This window comes from Faecalibacterium sp. BIOML-A1 (assembly GCF_009679715.1).
Classification (GTDB): domain Bacteria; phylum Bacillota; class Clostridia; order Oscillospirales; family Ruminococcaceae; genus Faecalibacterium; species Faecalibacterium taiwanense.
In genome coordinates, this window is the sequence record NZ_WKZJ01000004.1 from 1 (window position 1) to 25704 (window position 25704).

Annotated in this window: 23 protein-coding genes, 1 other RNA gene and 1 riboswitch; of the genes, 14 read left to right on the forward strand and 10 right to left on the reverse strand. The window is 57.5% G+C overall.

The window, feature by feature from the left end; all coding sequences use genetic code 11:
* The first annotated feature begins 77 nt into the window (after nt 1-77).
* From GKG36_RS05910 to GKG36_RS05930, 5 genes are all read left to right on the forward strand, one after another.
* Nucleotides 78-311, forward strand: coding sequence for a tyrosine-type recombinase/integrase (locus tag GKG36_RS05910; protein WP_223387763.1), 234 nt, complete (start codon nt 78-80; stop codon nt 309-311).
* 129 nt (nt 312-440) lie between these two features.
* On the forward strand, nt 441-2036 hold the full coding sequence (locus GKG36_RS05915) for a penicillin-binding protein 2 (protein WP_154259655.1): 1596 nt from the start codon (nt 441-443) through the stop codon (nt 2034-2036).
* 102 nt (nt 2037-2138) lie between these two features.
* Nucleotides 2139-2390, forward strand: coding sequence for a preprotein translocase subunit SecG (secG, locus tag GKG36_RS05920; RefSeq protein ID WP_005937305.1), 252 nt, complete (start codon nt 2139-2141; stop codon nt 2388-2390).
* Nucleotides 2391-2556: 166 nt separating this feature from the next.
* Nucleotides 2557-4677: a ribonuclease R gene (gene rnr, locus GKG36_RS05925; protein WP_154259657.1), complete on the forward strand. Its 2121-nt coding sequence runs from the start codon at nt 2557-2559 to the stop codon at nt 4675-4677.
* A gap of 103 nt (nt 4678-4780) precedes the next feature.
* On the forward strand, nt 4781-6025 hold the full coding sequence (locus GKG36_RS05930; RefSeq protein ID WP_154259659.1) for a glycerate kinase: 1245 nt from the start codon (nt 4781-4783) through the stop codon (nt 6023-6025).
* Between the two features lie 228 nt (nt 6026-6253).
* On the opposite strand, the gene GKG36_RS05935 is transcribed toward GKG36_RS05930, so the two are convergent.
* From GKG36_RS05935 to GKG36_RS05955, 5 genes are all read right to left on the reverse strand, one after another.
* Nucleotides 6254-7897: a CTP synthase gene (locus tag GKG36_RS05935; RefSeq protein WP_154259661.1), complete on the reverse strand. Its 1644-nt coding sequence runs from the start codon at nt 7895-7897 to the stop codon at nt 6254-6256.
* Between the two features lie 138 nt (nt 7898-8035).
* Complete coding sequence (locus tag GKG36_RS05940) at nt 8036-8614, reverse strand: ANTAR domain-containing protein (RefSeq protein WP_005937320.1); 579 nt, start codon at nt 8612-8614, stop codon at nt 8036-8038.
* Between the two features lie 41 nt (nt 8615-8655).
* Nucleotides 8656-9975 (reverse strand): glutamine synthetase family protein, encoded by a 1320-nt coding sequence (locus GKG36_RS05945; RefSeq protein ID WP_005937322.1) that lies wholly within the window; start codon nt 9973-9975, stop codon nt 8656-8658.
* Between the two features lie 149 nt (nt 9976-10124).
* Entirely contained in the window at nt 10125-12212 is a 2088-nt protein-coding gene (locus tag GKG36_RS05950) for a glutamine synthetase III (RefSeq protein WP_118527006.1), read from the reverse strand.
* Nucleotides 12213-12790: 578 nt separating this feature from the next.
* Nucleotides 12791-14017 carry a class I SAM-dependent rRNA methyltransferase gene (locus GKG36_RS05955; RefSeq protein WP_154259663.1) on the reverse strand — a complete coding sequence of 409 codons (1227 nt, stop codon included), beginning with the start codon at nt 14015-14017 and terminating at the stop codon, nt 12791-12793.
* A 196-nt stretch (nt 14018-14213) separates the two neighbouring features.
* On the opposite strand from GKG36_RS05955, the gene GKG36_RS05960 reads away from it, so the two are divergent.
* Both GKG36_RS05960 and GKG36_RS05965 read left to right on the forward strand, forming a co-directional pair.
* A complete protein-coding gene (locus GKG36_RS05960; protein ID WP_044953662.1) occupies nt 14214-14702 on the forward strand; it encodes a CYTH domain-containing protein in 489 nt (162 codons plus the stop codon).
* Entirely contained in the window at nt 14699-15331 is a 633-nt protein-coding gene (locus GKG36_RS05965; protein WP_005941761.1) for a rhomboid family intramembrane serine protease, read from the forward strand. The genes GKG36_RS05960 and GKG36_RS05965 overlap by 4 nt, the downstream gene beginning before the upstream one ends.
* A 591-nt stretch (nt 15332-15922) precedes the next feature.
* On the opposite strand, the gene GKG36_RS05970 is transcribed toward GKG36_RS05965, so the two are convergent.
* Nucleotides 15923-16600: a TENA/THI-4 family protein gene (locus GKG36_RS05970; protein ID WP_173012898.1), complete on the reverse strand. Its 678-nt coding sequence runs from the start codon at nt 16598-16600 to the stop codon at nt 15923-15925.
* Nucleotides 16593-17393 carry a bifunctional hydroxymethylpyrimidine kinase/phosphomethylpyrimidine kinase gene (gene thiD / locus GKG36_RS05975; RefSeq protein ID WP_154259667.1) on the reverse strand — a complete coding sequence of 267 codons (801 nt, stop codon included), beginning with the start codon at nt 17391-17393 and terminating at the stop codon, nt 16593-16595. Before thiD ends, GKG36_RS05970 begins: the two co-directional genes overlap by 8 nt.
* Nucleotides 17394-17451: 58 nt before the next feature.
* Nucleotides 17452-17558, reverse strand: a riboswitch (TPP riboswitch).
* A 97-nt stretch (nt 17559-17655) separates the two neighbouring features.
* Here thiD and GKG36_RS05980 point away from each other — a divergent pair.
* Nucleotides 17656-18192 (forward strand): TIGR00730 family Rossman fold protein, encoded by a 537-nt coding sequence (locus GKG36_RS05980; RefSeq protein ID WP_154259669.1) that lies wholly within the window; start codon nt 17656-17658, stop codon nt 18190-18192.
* Between the two features lie 41 nt (nt 18193-18233).
* On the opposite strand, the gene GKG36_RS05985 is transcribed toward GKG36_RS05980, so the two are convergent.
* A complete protein-coding gene (locus GKG36_RS05985) occupies nt 18234-19130 on the reverse strand; it encodes an NAD(P)-dependent oxidoreductase (RefSeq protein ID WP_097781839.1) in 897 nt (298 codons plus the stop codon).
* Between the two features lie 15 nt (nt 19131-19145).
* A complete protein-coding gene (locus tag GKG36_RS05990; RefSeq protein ID WP_154259671.1) occupies nt 19146-19946 on the reverse strand; it encodes an aspartate dehydrogenase domain-containing protein in 801 nt (266 codons plus the stop codon).
* Between the two features lie 108 nt (nt 19947-20054).
* On the opposite strand from GKG36_RS05990, the gene GKG36_RS05995 reads away from it, so the two are divergent.
* Together GKG36_RS05995 and GKG36_RS06000 are read left to right on the forward strand one after the other, a co-directional pair.
* Complete coding sequence (locus tag GKG36_RS05995; RefSeq protein WP_154259673.1) at nt 20055-20627, forward strand: chromate transporter; 573 nt, start codon at nt 20055-20057, stop codon at nt 20625-20627.
* The gene (locus GKG36_RS06000; protein WP_173012899.1) at nt 20624-21196 is read left to right on the forward strand and encodes a chromate transporter; all 573 of its coding nucleotides are present in this window, start codon (nt 20624-20626) and stop codon (nt 21194-21196) included. The genes GKG36_RS05995 and GKG36_RS06000 overlap by 4 nt, the downstream gene beginning before the upstream one ends.
* A 127-nt stretch (nt 21197-21323) precedes the next feature.
* Here GKG36_RS06000 and GKG36_RS06005 read toward each other — a convergent pair whose 3' ends face one another.
* Nucleotides 21324-21599, reverse strand: a complete 276-nt coding sequence (locus tag GKG36_RS06005) for a hypothetical protein (protein ID WP_044953661.1) — start codon at nt 21597-21599, stop codon at nt 21324-21326.
* A gap of 558 nt (nt 21600-22157) precedes the next feature.
* Between GKG36_RS06005 and GKG36_RS06010 the strand changes: the two genes are divergently transcribed.
* The 4 genes from GKG36_RS06010 to dnaX all read left to right on the forward strand — a co-directional run bounded on the left by GKG36_RS06010 (nt 22158) and on the right by dnaX (nt 25692).
* Nucleotides 22158-22532, forward strand: a complete 375-nt coding sequence (locus GKG36_RS06010; protein WP_154259675.1) for an HIRAN domain-containing protein — start codon at nt 22158-22160, stop codon at nt 22530-22532.
* A gap of 92 nt (nt 22533-22624) precedes the next feature.
* Nucleotides 22625-23377 (forward strand): ZIP family metal transporter, encoded by a 753-nt coding sequence (locus GKG36_RS06015; protein ID WP_101956485.1) that lies wholly within the window; start codon nt 22625-22627, stop codon nt 23375-23377.
* A gap of 273 nt (nt 23378-23650) precedes the next feature.
* Nucleotides 23651-23749: signal recognition particle sRNA small type (gene ffs / locus GKG36_RS06020), an RNA gene on the forward strand.
* A gap of 77 nt (nt 23750-23826) precedes the next feature.
* Nucleotides 23827-25692, forward strand: coding sequence for a DNA polymerase III subunit gamma/tau (gene dnaX, locus GKG36_RS06025; RefSeq protein ID WP_154259677.1), 1866 nt, complete (start codon nt 23827-23829; stop codon nt 25690-25692).
* The last annotated feature ends 12 nt before the right edge of the window (nt 25693-25704 follow it).

A 25704-nucleotide genomic window follows, 5' to 3' on the forward strand; every position in this document is an offset into this window, starting at 1 on the left:
GACCGTGCAGGTAAAATAGCCCCACAGCACAAGGCCCCGCAGACTTTGAAAAAGGTCTGCGGGGCCGCTGTTTGTTTGTGCGTGGCGTGCAGGGAAAGTTTGAGAAGGCGTACGGCAAACCTGTTCCGCGCATTACATCTCATGTGCTGCGACACACCTTCTGCACCAATGTTCAGCAGGCCGGGTTGGATGTGAAGAGCCTGCAATACCTGATGGGACACTCCAATGCCAGTGTGACGCTGGATGTCTACACGCACAGCAGTTTTGAATCGGTTGAAAGAGCCTTTGAACAGATCGCCGGCAACCTGTGATTTTCGACGTATGAAGCGGAATTGCTTACTCAATAAGTACTTTATGGAGACGGGATCTCTTCGGAGACTCCGTCTCTTTTTGTATAGAAACCACAGATGCAGCCCACTCTATCAAAAAGGGGTGAGCAGATGTCCGGCAAACGGGTATTGGCGTTGTATGCAGCTGTTCTGCTGGGGTTTGCGGTGGTTTTGTGCCGCCTGTATTTTCTGGCAGAGAACCATACCTATGCTGCCCGGGCCGAAGCGCAGAGCACGGTCCGGCTCTCGCTGCCTGCCCGGCGGGGCAGTTTTTACGATCACAGCGGCCTGCTTCTCACCGGGCTGGAAACGCGGTATCTTGCCCTCTGCTTCCCGGGCGAAAACAACTACACACGCCTGTATGCATTTACGGACAGTGCCGGGCAGGCACTTTTGTACCGGAACCGCAACCGCTCCGCACCGTTTCTGCTGGAAGTGGACCGCGACCTTTCCGGGCGCGGCATACGCTGCTTTGCAACGGCACGGCGCTGCGCAGAAGTTCCGCTGTGCCAGCATCTGATCGGCTATCTGGATGCAGAAGGCCGCGGCACTGCCGGGCTGGAAAAGGCGCTGGACAGCCAGCTGGCCGGGACAAAGGAGCATGACACGCTGGTGTGCGCGGTCACAGCACAAGGACGGCTGCGGGCCGGGGAAACACCGCAGCTCACCCGGCAGGACAGCAGTGCGGTGGGCGTGCAGCTGACGATCTCCCGCCCGGTGCAGCGTGCCGCCGAAGCGGTGGCCGCAGACACCATGACCAGCGGCTGCATTCTGGTTCTGGACACGGCCACTGCTGCGGTTCGCGCCAGCGTCAGCGTACCGGGCTATGACCCGGATGACCTTGCCGCAAGTCTGGATGCACCGGACAGTCCGTTCCTGAACCGTGCACTGGAAAGCTATGCTGTGGGTTCAGTGTTCAAGCCGGTGCTGGCTGCGGCAGCGCTGGAGCAGGGCATCCTGCCGGAGTACGAATGCACCGGTGCTGTGGTGGTGGATGGACAGATCTTCCGCTGCGCAGGCGGTGTTCCGCACGGAACGGTGGACATGACTGCGGCTCTGGAAAAAAGCTGCAACGGCTATTTTATCCGGCTGGGGCAGCAGCTGGGGGCAGAGACGCTTTTGCAGATGTCTCGGCAGCTTGGCTTCGGGCAGGAGGTGCCGGTGGCAGGTGCGCTGCACGCCGATGCCGGAAAGCTGCCGTCTGCCGGGGAGCTTGCCCAGAGCGGCCAGCTGGCAAATTTCAGCTTTGGGCAGGGCGGTCTGCTGGCATCACCGGTACAGATCGCCGCCATGATGAACACCATTGCTTCCGGCGGGGTGTACCGCACGCCTTTCTTCGTGTGTGGCTCGGTGGATGAAACTGACGGTACGCCGCTGGAAACGCTTGCACATCCGCAGTCAAGGCGGGTGATGAGTGCGGAAAATGTAGCGCTCCTGCGTAAAATGCTGCAGCAGGTGGTGGAAGAGGGCACCGCACAGGATGCTGCCGGGCTGGAAGAAGGGGCTGGCGGCAAGACCGGTACCGCGCAGACCGGGCAGTTCACACCGGATGGCACGGAACGCAAAAACTTGTGGTTCGCAGGGTTTTACCCGGCGCAGCAGCCGCGCTACACCATTGTGGTGCTGCAGGACGGGCAGGTGAGCACGGAACATTCCAGCGCCGCCATCTTTGCCCGACTGTGCGCAATGCTGGACCTTCTGGCATAAAAATGCACGGTTTCTGCTTGCTTTTTTGCGCTTGTTATGCTACTATATATTTGTATTTCTGCGTAGTTTTTGTTGAATTAAAATAAAGGAGCGTTTCAATCCATGTCTGTTATCGAAATTGTTGGCGGTGTGATCCTGCTGATCGCTTCGCTCGTCATCGTTTTCCTCACTCTCATGCAGCACACCCACGGTCAGGGCCTTTCCGGTGCCATCAACGGCAGTATGGGCGGCGCAAACAATGCCCGTTTGACCCCGGCTGATCAGATGCTGGCCAAGACCACCCGCATTGCAGGCATTGTTTTCTTTGTGGTTGCCATTCTGGCATGTCTGTTTGCAGGCCGTCTGGCAGGTTGACAAGGTTCGTGCAGCCCCGTGTAAAGGACGGGGCTGTTTTTCTGTGTTATGATAGGATGTCGGCGGCAGTCTGGCCGCTGGGCAGGGTGGGGCAGCTGGCCCACGATTGGCAGCGCTGCGGCACGTTGGAGGCTGCGGCCATGGAAGAGCAAGGAGAAAAAATATTATGGCAATGCGCGATAAAATTGAGCACGCGATCCAGAATCAGCCGTGCACCGTCAAAGACCTCAAATCCAAATTCGGCGGGGACCGCGGCTCGGACCGCAAGGTGATGGAGGCTGTGGATCAGCTGGTGCACGAGGCGGTCATCTGCCAGCGTCAGGGCGTGTTCTTTACGGTGCGCTCCGGCCGTGCAGACAAGGCTCTGCTGTGCAAGGTGGTAAAACTGGGCAAGAATTTTGCCTTTGTCATGCTGGAGGACGGCACCAGCGATATCTTTATCCCGGGCCGTTTTACCCGCGGTGCCATGCCCGGCGACATGGTGCTTGTGGAAAAGTTTGAGCACCCCCGTGTGGAGGGCAGTGATGAAGGCGAGATCCTGGCCATTCTGGAAGAAAAGAACGATCTGGTGGGCACTGCCCGCCGCATTGAGGGCCGCCTGAAGTTCGTGCCGGACGACTGCCCGGCCATCTCCATGCAGTTGATGCGTGACTGCGAGGGCGGTGCAAAGGACGGCGACAAGGTGGCCGTGGAGATCCTGCAGCGCGGCAATCGGCAGGAAGATCACCGCGTGGGCGTTGCCATGCGGTTTGGCAGCTCGGACGAAGCAAAGCGCTGCGCAAAGGCCCTGCTCTATGCGCAGGATATCCGCAGCCGCTTCCCGGATAAGGTTCGTGAGGAAGCCAAGAAGCTGGAGAACGCTGAGGTCACTGAAAAGGACACCGAGGGCCGCATGGATCTGCGCGCCCTGCCCATCTTCACCATTGACAGTGCTGAGACCAAGGATATCGATGATGCCATCAGCCTGACCAAGACCCCGGAGGGCGGTTTTGAGCTGGGTGTCCACATTGCAGATGTTTCCAACTATGTCAAGCCCGGCAGCGAACTGGACAACGAAGCGTTTAACCGCGCAACCAGTGTCTACTATGCCGATCAGGTGGTGCCCATGCTGCCCAAGCAGCTTTCCAACGGCATCTGCAGCCTGAATGAGGGCGTGCTGCGTCTGGCCTTCTCCTGCCTGATGCATCTGGATAAGGATGGCAACCTGATCGATTACCGCTTTGTCAAGTCGGTCATCCGCAGCCGCGTCAAGGGTGTTTACTCCGAGATCAACGCCTTGCTGGCCGGCAGTGCTGACGACGAGCTGAAGGGCAAGTACCATGAAGTGCTCAGCCAGCTGCCCGCCATGAAGGAGCTGTACGGCCACCGTGCCCGCCTGCGCAAGGAGCGCGGCTGCATGGATATCGAGAGCGGCGAGGTGAAGCTGATCCTCGACGAGGACGGCCACTGCATCGATGTGAAAAAGCGCACCTCCGGCGAGAGCGAAGCTATGATCGAAGAGTTCATGCTGCTGGCCAACCAGTGCGCTGCCCACTTTGCCCGCGTGAAGCAGATCCCCTTCGTGTACCGTGTGCACGAGGAACCCAATGCTGAAAAGCTGGAGCGTCTGCACACTCTGCTGCAGGCCTGCGGCATCAACGATCACTTTGCCAAGGATGTGCCCACCCCCAAGGAGCTGAGCGCCATTCTGGAAGGTGTGCGCGGCGGCCCGTATGAGCAGATCATCAATACCGGTATGCTGCGCTGCATGTCCAAGGCTGTGTATGAGGAAAAACCCAAGGGCCACTACGGTCTGGTGCTGAAGGACTACGCTCACTTCACCAGTCCCATCCGCCGCTACCCGGATCTGGCCATCCATCGCATCATGACCGCCCAGCTCAAGGGCATGGATAAGGATACCATGGTGCTGCGCTACAGCGACTTTGCCGAGAAGGCAAGCAAGCAGTCCAGTGAGCGCGAGATCATTGCAATGCAGATCGAGCGCAAGGCCGAGGACTGCTACAAGGCCGAGTATGCCCGCCGCCATCTGGGCGAGTGCTACGAGGGCCGCATTTCCGGCGTGACCCAGCGCGGCCTGTTCATTGAGCTGGACAACGGCGTGGAGGGCTTTGTGCCGGCTTCCAGCCTGACCCCCTCCGGTACCATGCTCACCGAGGGCATCCGCCTGTCCGACCCCGTCTCCGGCAAGAACTGGAGCCTGGGCGACACCATGATGATCACCATTGTGCGTGCGGATGTGAACTTGGGCAAGATCGACTTTGAGGTTGCTCCGGCAAGCACAAAGTAAGTAAAAAGATCAGAACACCTGTACGGCGTTTTCCTGCATAGGAAGAGACTGTACAGGTGTTTTTTGTCCACGGACAAGAAGCGATGGAAAAGGGGAGAACGACATGCTGAAAAACGAAACACTGCGCAGAGATGCAGATGCCATCATCCGTGCCAGCCTGAACGCTGTTCTGCCGGACGAAGCGGTGCGCCGCGCGCTGAAAAATTTCCGGCCGCAGGGCGGCAGGGTGCTGCTGGTGGCTGCCGGTAAGGCAGCATGGCAGATGGCCCATGCTGCGGTGAAATTTCTTGGCCGGGTGGATGGCGGCGTGGTCGTGACCAAATACGGCCACGTGAAGGGCACGATCCCTGGCGTGGACTGCTGCGAAGCCGGGCACCCCGTGCCGGACGAGAATGGCTTTGCCGCCACCCGGAAAGCGCTGGAACTGGTGCAGGGCTTAACGGCAGAGGATACGGTGCTGTTTCTGCTGTCCGGCGGCGGCAGTGCACTGTTTGAGAAGCCGCTGATCCCCGGCGCAGAGCTGCAGCAGATCACGGGCCAGCTGCTTGCCAGCGGGGCCGATATCGTGGAGATGAACACCATTCGCAAGCGCCTGTCCGGGGTCAAGGGCGGGCGGTTTGCACAGAGCTGTGCGCCCGCGCAGGTGTTCAGCATCGTGCTCAGCGATATTCTGGGCGACCCGCTGGATATGATCGCCAGCGGTCCGGCGGTGCCGGATACCTCCACCTGTGCACAGGCCCTTGCCATTGCGGAAAAATATCACCTGCAGCTTTCGGCACAGGCCAAGGCTCTGCTGGCACAGGAGACTCCAAAGGTGCTGGACCATGTTGCCACGCAGATCACCGGCAGCGTGCGGGAGCTGTGCAGCGCAGCAGCCAACGCCTGCCGGGAGCTGGGCTATGAGCCGGTGATCTTGACCGACAGGCTCTGCTGTGAAGCGCGGGAGGCTGGCAGCTTCCTTGGTTCCATAGCCCGCACCCACGCGGGGCAGGGCAAAAAGCTGGCCTTTCTTGCAGGCGGTGAGACGGTCGTCCACCTGACCGGAACAGGTCTGGGTGGGCGCAATCAGGAGCTGGCCCTTGCTGCAGCACCAATGATCGCCGGGCTGGATGCAGCTGTCTTTTCGGTGGGCAGCGATGGCACCGACGGCCCAACCGATGCTGCGGGCGGCTATGTGGACGGCAGCACGGCCACGGCACTGGCGCAGAACCAGCTGAACGTGTACGATGTGCTGCAGAACAACGATGCCTACCATGCCCTCAAGGCGGTGGATGGGCTCATCATCACCGGCGCGACCGGCACGAATGTCAACGATGTGGCCGTGGTGCTGATCGGAAATCAAGGATAGAACAAAGCCACCGGGAGTTCTCTGCAAAAAGCGGAAGCGGAACGGATGGAGCTGCAGCGCCGCAAGGAACTTACGGAACAGATGTTCCACGGGATGGCCCGCATCGTGGACCGGTTTGTGGTGTGTGATCTGGAAAATGACCACTATGAATAATGCCTTGCAGGATCATGGATTATATGGGTAAAAAATAAGGTGCTGTCCGCACAGACAGCACCTTATTTTTATGGTTTACATGTGCAGCAGGCTGCGCTGCTCGCTGGCGCGGAACTTGAGTGCCGCAGCAATGAATGCCTTGAACAGCGGGTGAGCACGGTTCGGACGGCTCTTGAACTCCGGGTGGAACTGTGCGCCCAAATGGAAGTCACGGCCGGGCAGCTCTACAGTCTCTACCAGACGACCGTCGGGGCTGGTGCCGGAAATAACAAGACCGGCGTCCTGCATCTCCTGACGGAACTCGTTGTTGAACTCGTAGCGGTGGCGGTGGCGCTCCCAGATCTCGGCCTCGCCGTAGCACTCGGCCATCTTGGTGCCGGGCATCACCTTGCAGGGGTATTTACCCAGACGCATGGTGCCGCCCTTGGGAATGTTGCCCTGCTGGTCGGCCATCAGGGCGATCACATTATGCTTGCCATCCGGGGTGAATTCGCTGGAATTTGCATCCTTGTAGCCCAAAACGCCCCGGGCAAACTCCATCACCATGATCTGCATGCCAAGGCAGATGCCAAAGTAGGGAACATGGTTCTCGCGGGCATACTGTGCAGCCTGGATCATGCCCTCAATGCCGCGGTCGCCAAAGCCGCCGGGTACGATGATGCCGTCCACATCTGCAAAGGCTTCCTTGCAGGCGGCCTGGTCGGTCAGGTCCTCGCTCTCCACCCAGCGGATCTCCACCTGACTGTCGTTCTCAAAGCCGGCGTGGTACAGGCTCTCCATCACGGAGAGGTAAGCGTCGTGCAGCTTGACGTATTTGCCCACCAGCGCAATGCTGCAGGTCTTGCTGCGGGTGGCAATGCGGCTGACCACCTGCTTCCACTCGGTCAGGTCGGCAGGAGGAACGTCCAGCTTGAGCTTCTGCACCACGACCTCGTCCAGACCACCGGTGTGCAGCATCAGCGGGCACTGGTACAGGCTGGGCATGGTCAGGTTCTCAATCACACACTCAGGCTTCACATTGCAGAAAGTGCTGATCTTGCGGCGGATGTCGCCGCCCACACTGCCGTCTGCGCGCAGGATGATGATGTCCGGGTTCACGCCCATGCCCTGCAGCTCTTTCACAGAGTGCTGTGCAGGCTTGGATTTGTACTCGTCCGAGCCGGAAATGTAGGGCACCAGCACCACATGAATGTAGCAGCAGTTGTCGCGGCCCTGCTCCAGACCCACTTGACGGATGGCCTCGAGGAAGGGCTGGCTTTCAATATCACCGGTCGTGCCGCCGATCTCGGTAATGACCACGTCAGCCTCGGTGGAAGAGGCCAGATTGTAGATGTAGCTCTTGATCTCGTTGGTGATGTGGGGAATGATCTGCACGGTCTGGCCCAGATATGCACCCTGACGTTCCTTGTTCAGTACGTTCCAGTACACCTTGCCGGTGGTCAGGTTGGAGTATTTGTTCAGGTTCTCGTCGATGAAGCGCTCGTAGTGGCCCAGATCCAGATCGGTCTCGGTACCGTCATCCGTCACGAACACTTCGCCATGCTGCAGCGGGCTCATGGTGCCGGGATCCACATTCACATAGGGGTCCAGCTTCTGGCTGGCCACCTTCAGACCGCGGCACTTGAGCAGACGGCCCAGCGATGCGGCTGTGATGCCCTTGCCAAGGCCGGAGACGACACCGCCGGTGACAAAGATGAATTTGGTTTGTTTCTCTGCCATAGAATTTCCTCCTCTATTTTTGTTTTTCTGAATTTTTTCCCTTATAAACCTTTGTGAATTCTTTCAGGTGAACGGTCTTGCTCTCAGCCTCTCCCAAAATGAGCCGGTGAAAGCAAGGATACTTTTCCCAATCCAATATTATACACCCATGTCCTCATAATTTTCAAGGACTTCCTGTGCAATTTCTGTGCGGTCACGACGAGTATCCATGGCCTGTTTTTCTATGTAGCGGTGTGCCTCGGCTTCGGTCATGTGCTCGTGCTCCACAAGGCAGCATTTTGCCCGGCTCACCAGCCGCACCTGTGCGATTTTTTCCTGTAAGCGGGCGTTCTCCTGCCGGGCACGCAGCAGGCGGTGGTTGCCCGCCGCCGCCATGTGCATGGCCTGCACAAAAAAGGCGGTGCTGAAGGGCTTTGACAGCAGCAATACCCCCTGCTCGCTCAAAGGCCCCAAAAGCTGCTCAGCCTGTGCGGCCTTGACCAGAAACACGACACCGGCATCTGTTTTTTCCACAGCATTGATGCACACCTCATGCCCGAATTCATCGGGCAGGGGAGAGTTGACCACGATCAGCTCAAAATCCGATTCCGTCATGCGCCGTCGGGCTTCGGCCCCGCTGGGAATGATCACCGGGCGGCTGTAGCCCATTTCGGTCAGCCGTGCAGCGATATACTCGTTGGAGCTTGCACCGGCACTTACGATCAGTGCACGTCCCATTTCCTTCGCTCCTTTCTCCTACACACTCTCTTTTGCAGGGGTCAGATGGCGTTGAAGTAATGGGTACGCTCGTACTCAACAGGGTCGGACGCGTGTTTCAGTGCTTCGCAGCGCTTCAGTTCTTCCGTAAAGTAGCGGCTGGCAAGCTGCTCGGGCAGCACTCTGCGCAAAAATTCGCTCTCCTCCGCAGCCTGCACGGCCTCTTCCAGACTGGCGGGCAGAGTCTCAAGGCTGAGGCCCTCAGCCATAGAGGGGTCGAACAGATTCTTGTTCACGGGGGCAGAGAGCACCATGCGGTTCTCGATGCCGTCCAATCCGGCAGCCAGAACCAGACCAATGGCCAGATAGGGGTTGCAGGCAGGGTCCGGGCTGCGCAGCTCCATGCGGCAGTTGTCGCCCTTTACCTGCGGGATGCGCACCAGCTGGCTGCGGTTCTGGCGGCTCCAGCTCACATAGCGGGGCGCTTCATCGCAGCCAAAGCGCTGATAGCTGTTGGGCAGAGGGTTGGTGAACACGGTCAGCTCCCGGCTGTGGGCCAGCACGCCGGCCATAAAGCTGCCTGCAATGCTGTCCGGGGCAATGTCGCCCTCAAACAGGTTGCGGCCATCCATGTAAAGGGACAGGTTGATGTGCAGGCCGCTGCCTGCCTGATCCGGCAGGGGCTTGGGCAGGAAGCTTGCATGGATGCCGCTGCGGGTGGCAATGGCGCGCACGATCTGCTTGAACATCATCACGTTGTCGGCGGTCTTGAGGGGGCCTGCGTGGTGGCAGTCGATCTCGTTCTGGCCGTTGCCGCTTTCGTGATGGCTGTGCTGAGGGCTCATGCCCATCTGCTCCATGGTCAGGCAGATGTCCCGGCGGAGGTTCTCGCCTGCGTCCAGCGGGGCCACGTCAAAGTAGCCGCCAAAGTCGATGGGGATACGGGTGGGGCGGCCCCGGTCATCATTCTCGAACAGGTAAAACTCACACTCTGCGCCCACATTGCAGGTGATGCCCAGCTTTTTGAATTTTCGGTTCACGCTGCGCAGAAAGCCGCGGCAGTTGCCGCCAAAGGGCTGGCCGTCCGGCTTTTCCACATCACAGAAGAACTGCATCACCCGGCCCTCGGTAGGGCGCCAGGGGAGGATAGTCACGGTGGACAGATCCGGCCGCAGCACAAGGTCGCTTTCCTCCACCTTCATGAAGCCGGCAATGGAGCTGCCGTCGAAGCAGACACCGTCTTCCAGAGCTTTGGGCAGATCGTTTGCCAGCACGGCAATGTTCTTCTGAGTGCCAAAGATATCGCAGAAGGCAAAGCGCACAAATTTGACGTTATTGTCCTCCACAAAATCAAGGATGTCCTGTTGGGTCGAATAGCTCATAATGGTTTCCCTTTCAAATAAAACGCCTAAAGGCCTGCCCTCAGAATGGGAGCAGGTCTTTAGGCTGGTGTAAGAAATAGGAAAAGGAGAATGGCAATTTTAAATTCCGCAGCCTACGGATGCTATTCTGCTGTTACGCTGATGAAAGATCAGACGTAGTAGAGCATCTTGCTGTAGCTGGGCAGAGGCCAATAATCCTCACCGCAGATGGTCTCGGCGTCGTCCGCAGCGGCACGCAGAGCATCCATTGCAGGCAGCACGTTGTCGTGGAAAGCAACGGCCTTTTCTGCCTCGGTGGGCAATGCCTTGGAAGCATCCACTGCATCCTGCAGGGTATCGACAGCGTCGCTCATAGCATCGGCATCAGCAGAGAGCTTAGTCAGGGCCTTGGTCTCACTGCGCACGCTGATGTTCTCGCTGACGGCCAGCTTGGATGCTGCGGTATTGGCAAGCTCGCTCATGTAGGAGTTGACGGCAGGCAGCAGCTGCTTGCGGGCCATTTCCAGCATGGTCAGAGCCTCGATGTTGATGATCTTGGAGTAGTGCTCCATTTCCACCTCGTAGCGGCTCTCCATCTCTACCTTGGTCAGCACGCCGAACTCTTCCATCAGGGCAATGTTCTTGGGCTCGATCAGGGCAGGCAGAGCAGCGGGGGTGTTCTTCTTGTTGGGCAGACCGCGCTTTGCGGCTTCTTCTTCCCACTCGGCAGTGTAGCCGTTGCCGTTGAAGATGACGCGGCGGTGGTCGCGGATGGTGCGCTTGACCAGAGCGATCACGGCGCTGGTAAAGTCCTCAGCACTCTCCAGCTCGTCGGCGTAGCCCTTCAGTTCCTTTGCGACGGCGGTGTTCAGGATGGTGTTGGCATCACTCAGGTTCTCAGCGGAACCGGGCATACGGAACTCGAACTTGTTGCCGGTGAAGGCAAAGGGAGAGGTACGGTTGCGGTCGGTGGTATCCTTGCTGAACTTGGGCAGGACATCAACGCCCAGATCCATCTTCATCTTGACGGGGCCGGCATAGGGGGAATCGGATGCGATAGCATCGATGACAGCTTCCAGCTCTTCGCCCACGAAGATGGAAATGATAGCCGGAGGTGCCTCGTTGGCACCCAGACGGTGATCGTTGCCGGGAGTGGCAACGGAGGTGCGCAGCAGATCGGCGTACTCGTCAACAGCCTTGATGACAGCAGCCAGGAACACCAGGAACTGCAGGTTCTCCATGGGGGTGTCGCCCGGGTCGAGCAGATTCTCGTGGGTGGTGGACATGGACCAGTTGTTATGCTTGCCGCTGCCGTTCACGCCCTCAAAAGGCTTCTCATGCTGCAGGCAGACCAGACCGTACTTGGGAGCGATCTTCTTCATCATCTCCATCGTCAGCAGGTTGTGGTCGATGGCAACGTTGGTGGTGTCGAAGATGGGAGCCAGCTCATGCTGGCAGGGAGCAACTTCGTTGTGCTTGGTCTTGGCGGGAATGCCCAGTTTCCACAGCTCTTCGTCCAACTCCTTCATAAACTCGGAGACCTCGGGACGAATGACACCGAAGTAGTGCTCTTCCAGCTCCTGACCCTTGGCAGAGGGGGCACCGAACAGGGTGCGGCCGGTGAGGATCAGATCCTGACGGGCTTCGTAATCTTCCTTCTTAATAAGGAAGTACTCCTGCTCGGGGCCGACGGTGGTGGAGACGTAATCCACATCCTTGCCGAACAGCTTCAGGATGCGAACTGCCTGATTGGACAGTGCGTTCATGGAACGCAGCAGGGGGGTCTTCTTATCCAGAGCCTCGCCGGTGTAGCTGACAAAGGCGGTGGGGATGCACAGCACGTCATCCTTGACGAAGGCGTAGCTGGTGGGGTCCCATGCGGTGTAGCCGCGGGCCTCGCAGGTGGCGCGCAGGCCGCCGGAGGGGAAGGAAGATGCATCGGGCTCGCCGCGCACCAGCTCCTTGCCGGAGAACTCCATGATGGCGGTGCCGTCGCCCACGGGGGAGACGAAGCCGTCGTGCTTCTCACTGGTGATGCCGGTCAGCGGCTGGAACCAGTGGGTGTAGTGGGTGGCACCCAGCTCCATGGCCCAGCGCTTCATCACGCTGGCCACAACGTTTGCCACCTCAATGTCCAGCGGAGCACCCTTGTGCAGGGTGTTCTTCAGGCTCTTATAGGTTGCGCTCGGCAGGCGCTCCTTCATCACATGTTCGTTAAAGACCTTGCTGCCGTAGATTTCCATAACATTCGCTGCCATAAATCCTACTCCTTACTTGATCTTATTTTTCTTACCCTTTCGTCTGCATTCTGGTCTGCCGCAATGCCGCACCCAGAAGTACGAAAGCTTCTTAACAAAAACGGCGCTGCGAGTCAGGAGGTGACCCACAGCGCCGTTGCTGTCTATGGTTTGATTATAGCCCCGGCGGGCCAAAAAGGCAATTGACAAATCTGACGATTCTGTACAAACGCTCTCTGCGAATTTTGGCACAACTGAGCTTGGTATGACTTTTGAACCTTTAAACCGGAACAGAACGATTTGAAATTGCCTCCGCTTGCGCTCTGGCAATATCAGCGGAAATAATATTTTTAAATTTGCAGTTCCGGCAGGCCTGCGGGCCAGCCGGAACTGTTTTTTCACGGGAGGAGTCGTTACGGACAATTGCATTTGCAAAATCTGGGCTTATCCGTTGCGTGACAGCCGCAGATGCTACTACCCGCTACGACCCCTTTTGTGAAAATGCGTTTGGAGCGGCCCGCAGGCCGCGACAAACGCCAATATAAAAATAATATTTCCTTTAAATATGCCCAGAGCGAAGCGGAGGGCATTCTAAATGGTCAGATCACCTGGAACAAAAAGAACTTCAGATAATTCGTCTCCGGCACGCCCCACAGGATCGGATGATCCGGTGCCTGCTGTTTCACCTCGATCTGCCGCAGCTGGCGGTGCGCATCCTTTGCAGCGGCGCGCAGCATCTTGATGAACAGCTCCTCGGTGGCAAAGTGGGAGCAGCTGGCAGTTGCCAGATAGCCGCCGCGAGGCAGCAGCTTCATGGCACGGTAGTTGATCTCCTTGTAACCGCGCATGGCGTTCTCCACAGTGCGGCGCGCCTTGGTAAAGGCCGGCGGGTCCAGAATGATAAAATCGTAGGGGTGTCCCTCTCTTTCCAAGCGGGGCAGCAGCTCAAAGGTGTCCTCGCACAAAAAGTCCATATTGGTCAGACCGTTGCGCTGGGCATTGCGCTGCGCCATGGCAATGGCCTCGGCGCTGATGTCGGCGGCGGTCACACGGGCAGCGCCGCCCGCAGCGGCGTTCAGTGCAAAGCTGCCGGTGTGGGTAAAGCAGTCCAGCACGGTGTGGCCTGCAGCAAGGCGTGCCACCGCCCGGCGGTTGTACTTCTGATCAAGGAAGAAGCCGGTCTTCTGGCCGTTCTCGAAGTCCACATGATAGTAAACTCCGTTCTCACAGATCTCGGTCTGGGTGCTTGCCGGGTGAGTCTCACCGGGCAGCTCAAACCAGCCTTTGTTCTGCTCAAGACCTTCCTTTGCGCGCAGAGCCTCATCGTTGCGCTCGTAGATGCCGTCGATGGTCTGGCCGTCGGCGCGCAGGACTTCTGCCAGAATGGGGAAGAGGACGGGCTTGAGCTTTTCCATGCCCACGCTCAGGGTCTGCGTGACGAGGATGTTGCTGAACCGGTCCACAGTCAGGCCGGGGAACTGGTCGGCTTCGCCAAAAATGACGCGGCAGGCGGAAAGGTCGGCGGGCTCCAACACGGTTTTGCGGTAGTTCCATGCATATTCCACCCGGCGGCGCCAGAACGTAGCATCAAAGGTGTCGTTGGCATTGCGGGAGATCAGCCGCACGCGGATCTTGCTCTTGAGCGAGACAAAGCCGGTGCCAAGGTAGGAACCCTTGGTGCTGACCACATCGGCCAGCGTGCCGTTTTCCGGCTCATTTTCCGGGGAATGGAGGATGTCGTTCTCATACACCCAGGGGTGCCCGCCCACCAGCAGGCCCTCGGCGTGTTTGTTGACGGTATACACAGGGTAAGCGCGTTCTTTCATATGGTTCTCCTTATCATGGACGAACTCCCTTCGTCCCGCGTTCGCTCGACACGCTTACCGTGCGGGTAGGCTCCCTCACTGAGGGAGCTGGCTGCGAAGCAGACTGAAGGAGTAAAAATCTACCCTTTATAATAGCACAAAATCATGTTATTATAAATAAGAAATGCCAAAAAACCGCATGAAAGAGGGATGCATTATGGAGATCGAACGCAAATGGATGGTGAAGGGCTGGCCGGAGGGGCTGCCCCTCAGGGAGGAATTTGCCATGCGGCAGGGCTATATCAGCGTGCGGCCCACTGTGCGCATCCGGGAAGAAGCCCTCACCGGCGGCAGAACGGACTACATCCTCTGCTTCAAATCCGGGGGCGGCCTTGCCCGCGAGGAGATCGAGCGCAGCATCGACAAAGAACTGTTTGATGATCTGGAATACAAGATTATCGCTAAACCTCTCATCCCGAAGCTGCGCCGCAGCTACACCCTGCCGGACGGTTCTGTGCTGGAAGTGAACCATGTGGACGAAGGCCAGCCCACCGAGTTCTGGTATGCCGAGGTGGAGTACCCCACGGTGGAAGCAGCCCTTGCATGGCAGCCGGAAAGCTGCGGCCTTGGCGATTACCTCAAGGATGAAGTGACGAACCAGCCCGGCCAGAGCATGGGCGAATACTGGGTGGAGACAAGAGGATGAAAAAAGTAAAACTCAAACTGGAACTGCAGTACAACTCCCCGGTGATCCTCACATTTTTCCTGCTGTCACTTCTGGTGCTGTTCCTCGACCAGTGGACGGACGGGTGGACGACGATGCATCTGTTCTGTGTCTACCGCTCCTCGCTGAAGGACCCGCTGTTCTACATCCGGCTGTTCGGCCATGTGCTGGGCCATGCCAGCTGGGATCACTTTCTGAATAACATGCTGCTGCTGCTCGTTGTTGGCCCGCCAATGGAAGAAAAGTACGGCAGCAAGCCGCTTTTGTGCGGCATGGTGTTCACCGCTCTGGTCACCGGCGTGCTGCAATGCGTGCTGTTCCCACGTTCGGGGCTGCTGGGCGCGTCCGGCATCGTGTTCATGCTCATCATGCTTTCGTCGCTGGCGGGCTTCTCCGGCGGCATCCCGGTCACCATGCTGCTGGTTGCAGCGCTGTACTTTGGTCAGCAGGTGTACGATATCATTTTTGTGCACGACAATGTAGCAAACTTCATGCACATTGTGGGCGGCTTATGCGGCACTGCCTTTGGCTACTACAGTGCGTTGCACAGCCGCCGCAGGCCGGCAAAAGCGGTGAAGTTTTCCAGCACGAACAGCCGCCGGAAGCGCTGAACCCACTGTGGACATAGGCTGATTTTGAAAAATTTGCAAACAGGTATTGACAAACGAAAAATCCGTGGTTTAATATAGCCAAATTCAATACACTAAACCGTTGAAGCGGAGATAACGGCGAACCATGCCTGTACAGAGAGCCTGCGCAGCTGAGAAGCAGACCGGAAACAGTTCGTCAAGGAAAGTGTGACTTTGCGTTATATTTTCCCGAAATGGACCGCTGAGGGTGCAGGGAACTGCGGAGAACTTTCGCCGCACAGTATTCTGCAACGTAGGGCATACGTCAGTTGCCGGGGATGTGTTGGCATCTCGCCAAGTGCATGGGGTCATGCCCATGAAGTCAGGGTGGCACCGCGGATAAAAGGCCAAATTTTATTCGTCCTTGACAGAAGAGAGTTCTTCTGTTAGGGGCGTTTTTCTTTTCCACTCCCTCGGCAGAAGAGCCGGGGGAGTTTTTGTTTTAGGGCTCACTTATTTCCGGCACTAAGGCTCATGCCTGTGGTTGCGGCCACGAAAACCTGAACAAAACAAATGCACCCGGTTGCTGCGGTTCTGCCCACAGGCCGGGTGCATTTTATATTTTAGGAAAAATTACAGGTCACTGCGCGGGGAAGCTGCCATGGCCCAGAAGTTCAGCTCGTGCTCCGAGCAGGCATGGAAGATCTCGCGGCAGCGGGCAAGGCGCTCGTCGCTCAGGCCTTCGCAGACTTTTTCTGCAAACACGGCCCAGTCGCGGCAGGCCGCCTCATAGCCCTTGTCAGCATAGTCCACCACCAGTGTACCATAAAGGGTATCCTGCACGGAAGGCTTTTCTTCCAGCAGTTTCTGGAAGATCCAGCCATAGCTCAGCATACAGGGCAGGCAGGCCATCATGCACTCGGCTGCGCCCTCGCCATTTTTGGCGGCTTCGATCATAGAGTCCACATAGGCACGGTTCTCCGGCCGCAGCGGCAGGCTCTGGATGCCTTCATCGGTCAGTCCAAAGTGCTTGAGATAGTGCAGGCGGGCTGCATCCTCGCTCTCATTCACGAAGGAAAGCAGGGAATAGTAGGTGCGGATGGTCTGCATATCCTTTGCCTTGGTCATGCCCCAGGCAAACACCTTGGCATATTCCCGCAGGTAAAGACTGTCCTCCACGATGTAGCCCTTGAAGCAGGCTTCATCCAGTGTGCCATCCGCAAGGTGGGTCAGAAATTCTGAGTGCAGGCATTTCTCCCACACAGGCAGGCTTTCCTGTACCAGCTGCTGCACAAAGGTCTGCTCACTCACCCACAAACTCTCCCTTCAGTGCAAACATGTGGTTCATGGGGCCGGAGCCATGGCCCAGATCCAGCATGGCAGAAAGACAGCCGGAAATGTAGGCCTTTGCGCGCTCCACAGATGCATCCAGATCATAGCCCTTTGCCAGATTGGACGCAATGGCGCTGGATAGGGTGCAGCCGGTGCCGTGGGTATTGGGGTTTGCAATGCGCTTACCGCGGAACCATTTGCCGCAGCCGTCCCGCCACAGAAGGTCGTCGGCATCATTGATCTGGTGGCCGCCCTTGCACAGCACGGCACAGTGGTATTTCTCGCTGATCAGCTTTGCAGCGGCCTCCATTCCGGCCGCATCGGTGATCTTCATGCCGGAAAGGATCTCAGTCTCCGGAATGTTGGGGGTGACCACCTCTGCCATGGGCAGCAGCTTTTCGGTCAGTGCCTGCACGGCATCGTCCCGCAGCAGCTTGGAGCCGGAGGTGGCAACCATCACCGGGTCCACCACGATATGCTTTGCGCCGTAGGTGTGCAGCTTTTCGGCGATCACACTGATCAGCTCTGCCGAGGATACCATGCCGATCTTGACGGCATCCGGGTAGATGTCGGTAAAAATGGCATCGATCTCCTGTGCCAGAAATTCGGGCGTGGCTTCAAAAATGCCGGTCACACCTGTGGTGTTCTGGGCAGTCAGTGCGGTAATGGCGCTCATGGCGTACACGCCGTTTGCAGTCATGGTTTTGATATCGGCCTGGATGCCAGCACCGCCGCTGGAATCGCTGCCGGCAATCGTCAATGCAGTTTTCATGGTTACAACTTCCTTTGCAAAAAAGTGCGGAAATGCCAGCAAGGAGGCACCTCCGCACTTTGAAGCAGCAGTATCTCCCTACGTTGGCATTGTCCAAATCAGGTCACAGGTCTGGGCAAACAGCCCACTCTCAGCCTGCTTTTGCAGGCTCCCTTTTTTCTGCGTTCAAGAATACCACAGTGCCGCTGCATTTGCAAGGGGATGGCCCTTTTCAATCGGCCCGCTGCGTGGTAAAATGGAAAAAAACAAAGGGGGAAATACCATGAACATCACGGTCTATCTTGGAGCAAATGCGGGCAATGATCCTGTGCTGGCGGCAGCTGTCCGGGAACTGGGCAGCTGGATCGGTGCAAACGGGCACCGCCTTGTGTACGGCGGCTCCCGCAGCGGCCTGATGGGTCAGCTTGCCCAGAGCGCGCTGGACGCAGGCGGCACAGTGACCGGTGTGGAACCGCAGTTCTTTGTGCAGCAGGAGCTGCAGCACGATGGCCTGACCGAGCTGATCGTCACCAAGGACATGACCGAGCGCAAGACGAAGATGATCGAGCTGGGCGATGCCTTCATCGCATTCCCCGGCGGCACCGGCACGCTGGAAGAGATCGCAGAGGTAATGTCCAAGGTCTCGCTGGGCCAGTTGGACGCGCCCTGCATCCTGTATGATCTGAACGGCTACTACGACAGCCTGAAAGCACTGCTTGCCAAAATGATCGAGAAAGGCCTTTCCACGCCGCAGCGCCAGCAGGGCATCCGATTTGCGGCGAATCTGGAAGAGATCACAACGATTTTGAATAAAGCCTAAAAGGAAACGCTTCCCCGGCCGGGAAGCGTTTCCTTTTTATATCATTCTCCCAGTGCAGTGCGGATATTTGCCAGCACCTTCTGGCTCAGCAGCACAAAAGCCTGCTTGGTGCGTCCGGCAGAAACATTCGCGCAATGCACATTCTCACGGGCAAAGAAGTCTTCACCCACCGGGCCGGCAGCGGCACGGGTGTCACAGAAAAAGTGGGTGCCCGGCAGAGCAAGCCACTGTTCCAGAGCAGCAGAGTCAAAGCCCGGGCCGATGGAAGTGTTGAACAGCACCTTGCCTGCGCCCAGCTGTGCAAATTCGTCCTTGCCCAACAGCAGTACGTTCTTGTTCAGGCAGGTGAACACCACCTCGCTCTCGGTCAGCAGCTGTGCCAGCGGCTTATAGGCCATGCCCACAGCTTCGGCATCCGGCTTGCGGGTGCGGCTGTAATAGGCAATGTCGGCACCCATGAACTGCAGCGCGTCGGCGATCATTTTGCCGGACACACCCAGCCCGATGATGCCTGCCTTCAGCCCGGTGATCTCCACCGGCTCGTCCCGCAGCATGGGCATCCTAAAACCGTGCAGGATGCCGGTGAGCTCATGCAGGACGTACTCCACAACGCCGCGGTCGCCGTAGTCCCGGATGCCCAGCACTTTGATGCCGCGGGTGCGGGCGTAGGCGATATCCACATTGGCGCTTTCCTCGGAATACAGGCTGCAGCACATGCCGATGTAACGGATATTCGGGCAGCGCTCGATCACATTTTTGCCCATGCGGGAGGTGTAGCTCAGAAGTACAGCATCGGCATCTCCGATGCGCTGCACGATCTGGTCATCGCTGGCCGGGATATCGCGGTACAGCACCACTTCTTTTGCGTACTGATGCAGCGCTTCCTCGGCGGAAGGAATCAGGCTTACCGGCTCAATGGCCACCAGTTTGTTGAACATCAGTAAAGTCCTCCTTTAATAGAAGCATACGGGGGAGGAGAGGTTGCGCAGCAGGGCAACTACGCTCCAACCGGCAATGGCGCTGGTGGAAGAGCAGATATCCACCACGGCCTTCACGCCCTCGATCTCGGCGGTGATGCGGTGGTCGTCGCCCACCCAGCCGGGTACCGAGTGCATGGTCACGCCGGTGATCTCCGGGCCGGTGGTGGCCAGCGAGGTGGCAACAGCCACATTCACGCGGCGAGGGAAGGTGGCAATGGCCTGCTTGGCATTGCCGGTGAACACGGTGGTCTTTTCGGTATCGGTTAGCAGGTGGTCGGCCCATACCGGCGTGTTGCGGAAGCCCTTGGCTCCGGTGTGGGTCTCAATGCCTGCCGTCTCGGCCAGCTTCTGCGCCTCGGCCATCAGAGTGACGGTCTGCAGCACATCAAAGCCGCCGATGGCACCGCTTGCCAGATGCACCTTGGCACCGCCCTCCACGGCAGCGGCCTTGACCTGCCCGTAAAAATCAAGGTCCGCAAAGGCACCAATGGAAATAATGACCAGGTTCACACCTTTTTTCAGCACAGGCACAGCCATGGCGCGCACAGCCTCCACCGAAGCAGTCTCCACAATGTATTCCGGCTGCAGTGTCAGCAGGGTATCCACATCGTCACACACGGCACAGCCCACCGTTTCGGCAGTCTTTTCCGCCGAAGCACGGGTGCGGCTGGTCACGCCCACCAGCTCATAGTCCGGCAGCAGACCGTTCTTCCATGCGTTGGCCACAATGTTGCCCAGAAATCCGCAGCCTACGATACCAAATTTTATTTTCATATCCTAAACTCCTTTTTCTGCTTTTTCCAAAGAAAGCAGCATATTCCATTAAAGTATATCATATCAAAACAAAAAATGATATAATAAGGCGCAAGAAAGGAGAAAGCTATGTCGAAAACAAAGGAGCTTTTCTGGACGTTTTTCAAAATTGGAGCGTTCACGTTTGGCGGCGGCTACGCCATGGTAGCCCTGCTGCAAAATGAGTTTGTAGAAGAAAAAAAGTGGGTAACAAAAGAAGAATTTCTGGACATGGTGGCAATTGCGGAGTCTACGCCCGGCCCGGTGGCGGTGAACAGTGCCACCTATATCGGCTACAAGATCGAGGGTACGGCAGGTGCGGCAGCGTCCACGGTGGCGGTATGTCTTCCGTCCTTCGCGGTCATTTATCTGATCTCGCTGTTCTTTGACCAGTTCCTCCGCCTTTCGGTGGTGGCAAGTGCGTTCCACGGCATTCAGGTGTGTGTGATCTATCTGATCCTCTCGGCGGGCCTGAAAATGCTGAAGCAGCTGGAACGGAGTGCTTTCAATATTGTCATCCTGACCACGGTTGCGGCAGCGATGGTGGGCTGTTCCATTGCAGCAGTGTCCTTCTCTTCCATTTTTTACATCCTGTTCAGCGGTGCGGCCGGGCTGCTGGTGTATGCAGTACAGCAGCTGCGGAAGGGGGAGAAGAAGCCGTGATCTATGTAGAACTTTTCTGGAATTTCCTCATGATCGGTGCGCTGTCCTTCGGCGGCGGCTACGGGATGATCTCGCTGGTGCGGGAAACGGTCTTAGGACACGGCTGGCTGACGGAAGGCGAATTCCTCAGCTTCATTGCCGTGTCGGAATCCACACCCGGCCCGCTGGCCATCAATATGGCCACCTTCATCGGTGCTTCACAGGGCGGCTTCTGGGGCGCGCTGTGTGCCACGCTGGGGGTGGTGCTACCGTCTTTTGTGATCATTCTGCTCATTGCATCGGTGCTGCAGAACCTGATGAAGTATGCGGGAGTCAACGCAGTTCTTGGCGGCGTTCGTCCCTGTGTGGTGGCGATGATCCTGGCAACTGCAGTCAACATGGCGCTTTCTACGCTGGCCGGGTTTGCAGCGGACAAGGCAGGCATTGCGCCGGATCTCCGTTCCATTGTGGTGTTCCTGCTGCTGTGGGGGCTGCATGCCCTTTGCCGCCGGAAAAAGGGCAAAGCACCATCGCCCATTGGGATGATCCTGCTCTCTGCAGGACTGGGCATCCTGTTCTGGGGAGCATAAAAAATAACGCGCCGGGTGGTTCTCGTTGAACGATCCGGTGCGTTTTGTTGTAAAAAGCCGGGCACAGGAAAACTCATGGCTCCCTGTGCCCGGCTTCAGCTTTTATTGGAATTTAGGCGCTGTGCGATCAAGCGGCAACAGAAGAAGCAGCTTCGCTGGAAGCAGCCTCACTGGAAGCGGCCTCAGAAGAAGCGGCCTCGCTGGAAGCAGCCTCAGAAGAAGAACCGTTCTCCTCTGCAACAGCGGAAGAAGCGCTCTCCTCGGCCTCAGCAGCAACAGAAGTGCTGGTAGAAGCAGCCTCGGAAGAGGATGCAGCAGTGGAGGAAGCAGAACCGCCGCAAGCGGTCATGCCAACAGCCAGAGCCAGAGCAACAACAGCAACACAAACATTCTTGAGTTTCATATCTAAAATCTCCTTGCCATACGCAAATGTATTTTGCAGAAGGCCCTACAGGAAGTGCCTTTCTGCAAGTGGATATTCTAGTCTTTTTTGCGAAAAAATCAAGAGTTTTTTTGGCTAAGAAGTGAGATTTCAATGATAATCTACGATTTTGTTATAATTTATCGCTAAAAGTCAAAGAGTTTTTGTTAAACTGATCGAAGCGCAGAGAAACTCAGGAAAGAATTTTTTACCGCGTTGTAATCACTTTGTAATTTCTTTCATTGTTTGTTCACTTAAATCAAGACGGGAATGCATGTTTCTTAAAGAGAAATAAAGAAATGCAAAAGTGAGGATGATGCGGCTCCGGAAACGGAAAAGAACCATTTGTCACCTGACAGTGGACCTGCGGAGAAAGAAAAGATGGTAAACTTTGTGCAGCGAACCTGAACAAAAATATCAAAGAATGACAAGTGTTATTTGAAAGTGATTTTTATTGGACATAAAAAGTGGATAATACAGACACAGCAGGGGATGAACGGGCTCCCTGAAAATAAAACATGTGTTTTGGAGGAAATAAAGATGAAGTACTATGTTACATTGACCGGACTCAACTACCGCTTCGGCACTCAGCCGTTTACAGTAGGCCAGAAGGTAAAACTGGTCAAAGAGCCGGAGAATGACTTTGACCACGAAGCCATCCGCGCAGAACTGCCGGGTCTGGGCAAGGTGGGTTATGTGGCCAACAGCACTCACACCGTGCTGGGCGACTGTTACAGCGCAGGCCGCATCTATGATAAGATCGGCGCTGCTGCCACCGCAAAGGTGAAGTATGTGCTTGCCAATGCGGTGGTATGCAGCGTAAAGGCAGCGGATATGGGGCAGACTGGCCTGCCGCCGGTCGATCCGGCTACGGGTCTGCCCTTTGGCAGCGAAGAAGATGACATCGCATTCTGACAGAAAAGCCCATCACACTGTATTTTGTGTGACGGGCTTTTCTGCACCTTTTTGCTTCGGCGCACATACACCGGGCAAAGGGGGAATGTATCGTGAACCAGATTGTTTTCACTGCGTGGGTGCTGCTGTTCCCGGCGGCGTGCACTACACTGGGGGCAGCAGGCGTGTTTTTGCTGCGGCGGCAGTCGCGGCCCTGCACGCAGCGCATCCTGTGCGGCATGGCAGCGGGCATCATGCTGGCGGCCAGTGTGTGGAGCCTGCTGCTGCCTGCTATCCAGCGCGGACAGACTTTGCCGCTTCCGGCATGGATCCCATCGGCAGTGGGGCTTGTGCTGGGCGCAGTGGGCCTTTTGCAGGTGGAACAGTTTGCCGGGCAACTGCTGGCAGGCGGGGCCGGGCACGGCGGACGTATGGTGCTGGCTGTAACATTGCACAACCTGCCCGAGGGTATGGTGGCGGGCCTTGCCGCTGCACTGGCATTGACCGGGGAGCCGGATGCCATCAGCGGTGCACTGGCGCTGAGCCTTGGCATCGGCCTGCAGAATATCCCGGAAGGTGCAGCAGTCAGCCTGCCGCTGGCCCATAACGGCCGCACCCGCAGTCAGGCGTTTTTTGCGGGAGCGGCTTCCGGGCTGGTAGAGCCGTTGGGGGCATTGCTTGCCTTTGCCCTGGCCGAATGGGTCAGTACTGCGCTGCCGTGGCTGCTCAGCGCGGCGGCGGGCTGCATGGTGTGCGTGACCGCACAGGAGATGATCCCGCAGGCCGTGGAGGGCGACGAGCCTGTCGGTGTTGTAAGCATCGTGCTGGGATTTGCGCTGATGATGGCACTGGATGTGGCATTGTAAGAAAAAAAGGCTGCTGCAAAATCAATGCCGTTAAAATAACAGGATAAAAGCAAAGCGCAGTACAAAACGCGAAAGCGCAGAGAATGTACTGCGCTTTTTGGATTTTAGAGAACATCACATTTTCTGACGTTGGGATATCCTATTTGATCGTTTCATGCGTGGGCCGTGAAATGATACCTCCCACCCCTTGCAATCTGCCTGCGTTTATGGTACAATATTCTGGCATTCAGAAGGATGTGTCGGACAGCGCCTGCTGCGTGGTTCGGCATACGGATGCGGGTCCTGTACGATGGATTCGCTGTGAACCAGGTCAGGTGGGGAACCAAGCAGCCTTAAGCAGTGCGTTTGTGCGTTTCAGTAAGCCTGCATCCGTATGCCGAGTTACGCAAGGCGGGGACAAAACCCCGTCAGCGCTGTCCTTTTTATTTTGCAGGAAAGGGGAGAGAACCATGTACCGTGCCTTGTACCGCAAATGGAGACCGCAGCGTTTTGAGGATGTGGTAGGCCAGCGGGCCATTGTTACTGCGCTGAAAAACCAGATCACGGCAAACCGTGTGGGCCATGCCTACCTGTTTACCGGCGTGCGCGGCACCGGCAAAACCACCTGCGCCAAGATCTTTGCAAAGGCAGTCAACTGCCTGCATCCGGTCAATGGAGACCCCTGCGGCGAGTGTGAGATCTGCAAGGGCATCGATAACGGCAGCATTCTGGACGTGGTGGAGATGGATGCGGCTTCCAACAACGGTGTGGATGATATCCGCGACCTGCGCGACGAAACAGCTTACACTCCCAGCGCCTGTAAATATAAGGTATACATCATCGATGAGGTGCACATGCTGTCCACAGCGGCATTCAATGCGCTGCTCAAAACGCTGGAAGAACCGCCTGCCCACGTCATCTTTATTCTGGCAACCACTGAGATCCAGAAGGTGCCCGCCACCATTCTTTCCCGCTGCCAGCGGTACGATTTTACCCGCATCGGGCCGGAGGATATCGCCCGCCGGGTGGAATACATTGCAGGTGAGGAAAAGCTGGAGCTTTCGCCGGACGGTGCGGAACTGATCGCCCGTCTGGCCGACGGTGCACTGCGTGATGCGTTGTCCATTCTGGATACCTGCGCAGGCGTTACGGCGAAAATCGATGCCGATGTGGTGCGCCGCATGGCAGGTGTGACCGACCGCAGTTATCTGTTCCGCATTTCGGACGCACTGGAAGCGCAGGACGGTGCCACAGCACTGGCCCAGCTGGCACAGCTTCGCCAGCAGTCTGTGGATGTCAAGCGTCTGACGGAGGAATTGATCGCGCATTATCGTGCTTTGATGCTGGCAGCATTGCCGGGCGGGCAGAGCCTTCTGTCCGGCGTTTCGCCGGAGGAGGAGGCTTTGTATCTGGAAAAAGGCCCGCAGCTGGGCCAGCGGGAGGCCATTCGTGCCATCCGTGCGCTGGGCAGTGCGCTGGAACATATGACCCGCGGCAGCGACCAGCGGATCGAGCTGGAACTTGCACTGTTTGGCTTATCCGAACCGCCCCAGCAGCCGCAGGCAGTTCCTGTGCAGGCCGCGCCTGTCCGTGCTGCAGCTCAACCCGCAGCGCCGCAGCCGTTTGCCTCGGCAACTGCTGTGCAGCCCTTTGCAAGCGCTCCGACTCCCCAGCCGCCAATACCGTCCGTTCCTGTGGTGCAGCCTGCAGCGGAACCGAAACCTGTAAAGGCAGAACCTTCCGTGCCGTCGGAAATATCTGTAGAGCAGACTTCACCCGTCCAGACCGAAGAGCTGCCGCCGCTGCCGGAGGAACCGCCCGCGCAGCAGGCCGGAATGCTGCCTTGGGACGAGCCTGCCGCGCAGGCCGCACAGCCAGCTGCACCCGTGCCGGCAGAGTTGGAACCTGTTCCGCAGCCAGAACCGCCCAAACCTGCACCCACGCCCGCTGCAAAGCCTGTGCCGGAAAAGCCACAGGATGCCGGGCAGGAAGGGACTGCGCTGTATCCGTACTGGCCGCAGGTGGTACAGCAGCTGCAGGAAAAAGATCCCATGCTCTACACCTATCTGCGCAAGTCCAAGGCTTACTTTGATGGCACCCGCGTGCTGATCGACGGCGGCAAGACCTTCCGCGATTTTATCCGCGCCAACAAGGACAGCCAGCGCCTGATCAAAAAGCTGATCAAGGATGTGTCCGGTACGGCGGTGCCCATTGGTCCCTATGAACCAAAGAGCGCTGGCAAAACGGTCTCCAACGCAGAGCAGTCGCTTCGTGCACTGGAAAAGCTGGGGTTGGATGTGTCCATTGAGGATTCCGCAAGGAAAACGAGATCATAAAAATACATTGCA

Coding starts and splice junctions, on each gene's coding strand:
- GKG36_RS05965 (WP_005941761.1), top strand. CDS start 14,699: ATGAAAAAAGTAAAACTCAAACTGGAACTGCAGTACAACTCCCCGGTG.
- dnaX (WP_154259677.1), top strand. CDS start 23,827: ATGTACCGTGCCTTGTACCGCAAATGGAGACCGCAGCGTTTTGAGGAT.
- GKG36_RS05960 (WP_044953662.1), top strand. CDS start 14,214: ATGGAGATCGAACGCAAATGGATGGTGAAGGGCTGGCCGGAGGGGCTG.
- GKG36_RS06010 (WP_154259675.1), top strand. CDS start 22,158: ATGAAGTACTATGTTACATTGACCGGACTCAACTACCGCTTCGGCACT.
- GKG36_RS05935 (WP_154259661.1), bottom strand. CDS start 7,897: ATGGCAGAGAAACAAACCAAATTCATCTTTGTCACCGGCGGTGTCGTC.
- GKG36_RS05940 (WP_005937320.1), bottom strand. CDS start 8,614: ATGGGACGTGCACTGATCGTAAGTGCCGGTGCAAGCTCCAACGAGTAT.
- GKG36_RS05930 (WP_154259659.1), top strand. CDS start 4,781: ATGCTGAAAAACGAAACACTGCGCAGAGATGCAGATGCCATCATCCGT.
- GKG36_RS05955 (WP_154259663.1), bottom strand. CDS start 14,017: ATGAAAGAACGCGCTTACCCTGTGTATACCGTCAACAAACACGCCGAG.
- GKG36_RS05995 (WP_154259673.1), top strand. CDS start 20,055: ATGTCGAAAACAAAGGAGCTTTTCTGGACGTTTTTCAAAATTGGAGCG.
- GKG36_RS05945 (WP_005937322.1), bottom strand. CDS start 9,975: ATGAGCTATTCGACCCAACAGGACATCCTTGATTTTGTGGAGGACAAT.
- thiD (WP_154259667.1), bottom strand. CDS start 17,393: ATGAAAACTGCATTGACGATTGCCGGCAGCGATTCCAGCGGCGGTGCT.
- GKG36_RS05985 (WP_097781839.1), bottom strand. CDS start 19,130: ATGTTCAACAAACTGGTGGCCATTGAGCCGGTAAGCCTGATTCCTTCC.
- GKG36_RS05950 (WP_118527006.1), bottom strand. CDS start 12,212: ATGGCAGCGAATGTTATGGAAATCTACGGCAGCAAGGTCTTTAACGAA.
- rnr (WP_154259657.1), top strand. CDS start 2,557: ATGGCAATGCGCGATAAAATTGAGCACGCGATCCAGAATCAGCCGTGC.
- GKG36_RS06005 (WP_044953661.1), bottom strand. CDS start 21,599: ATGAAACTCAAGAATGTTTGTGTTGCTGTTGTTGCTCTGGCTCTGGCT.
- GKG36_RS05980 (WP_154259669.1), top strand. CDS start 17,656: ATGAACATCACGGTCTATCTTGGAGCAAATGCGGGCAATGATCCTGTG.
- GKG36_RS05915 (WP_154259655.1), top strand. CDS start 441: ATGTCCGGCAAACGGGTATTGGCGTTGTATGCAGCTGTTCTGCTGGGG.
- GKG36_RS05990 (WP_154259671.1), bottom strand. CDS start 19,946: ATGAAAATAAAATTTGGTATCGTAGGCTGCGGATTTCTGGGCAACATT.
- secG (WP_005937305.1), top strand. CDS start 2,139: ATGTCTGTTATCGAAATTGTTGGCGGTGTGATCCTGCTGATCGCTTCG.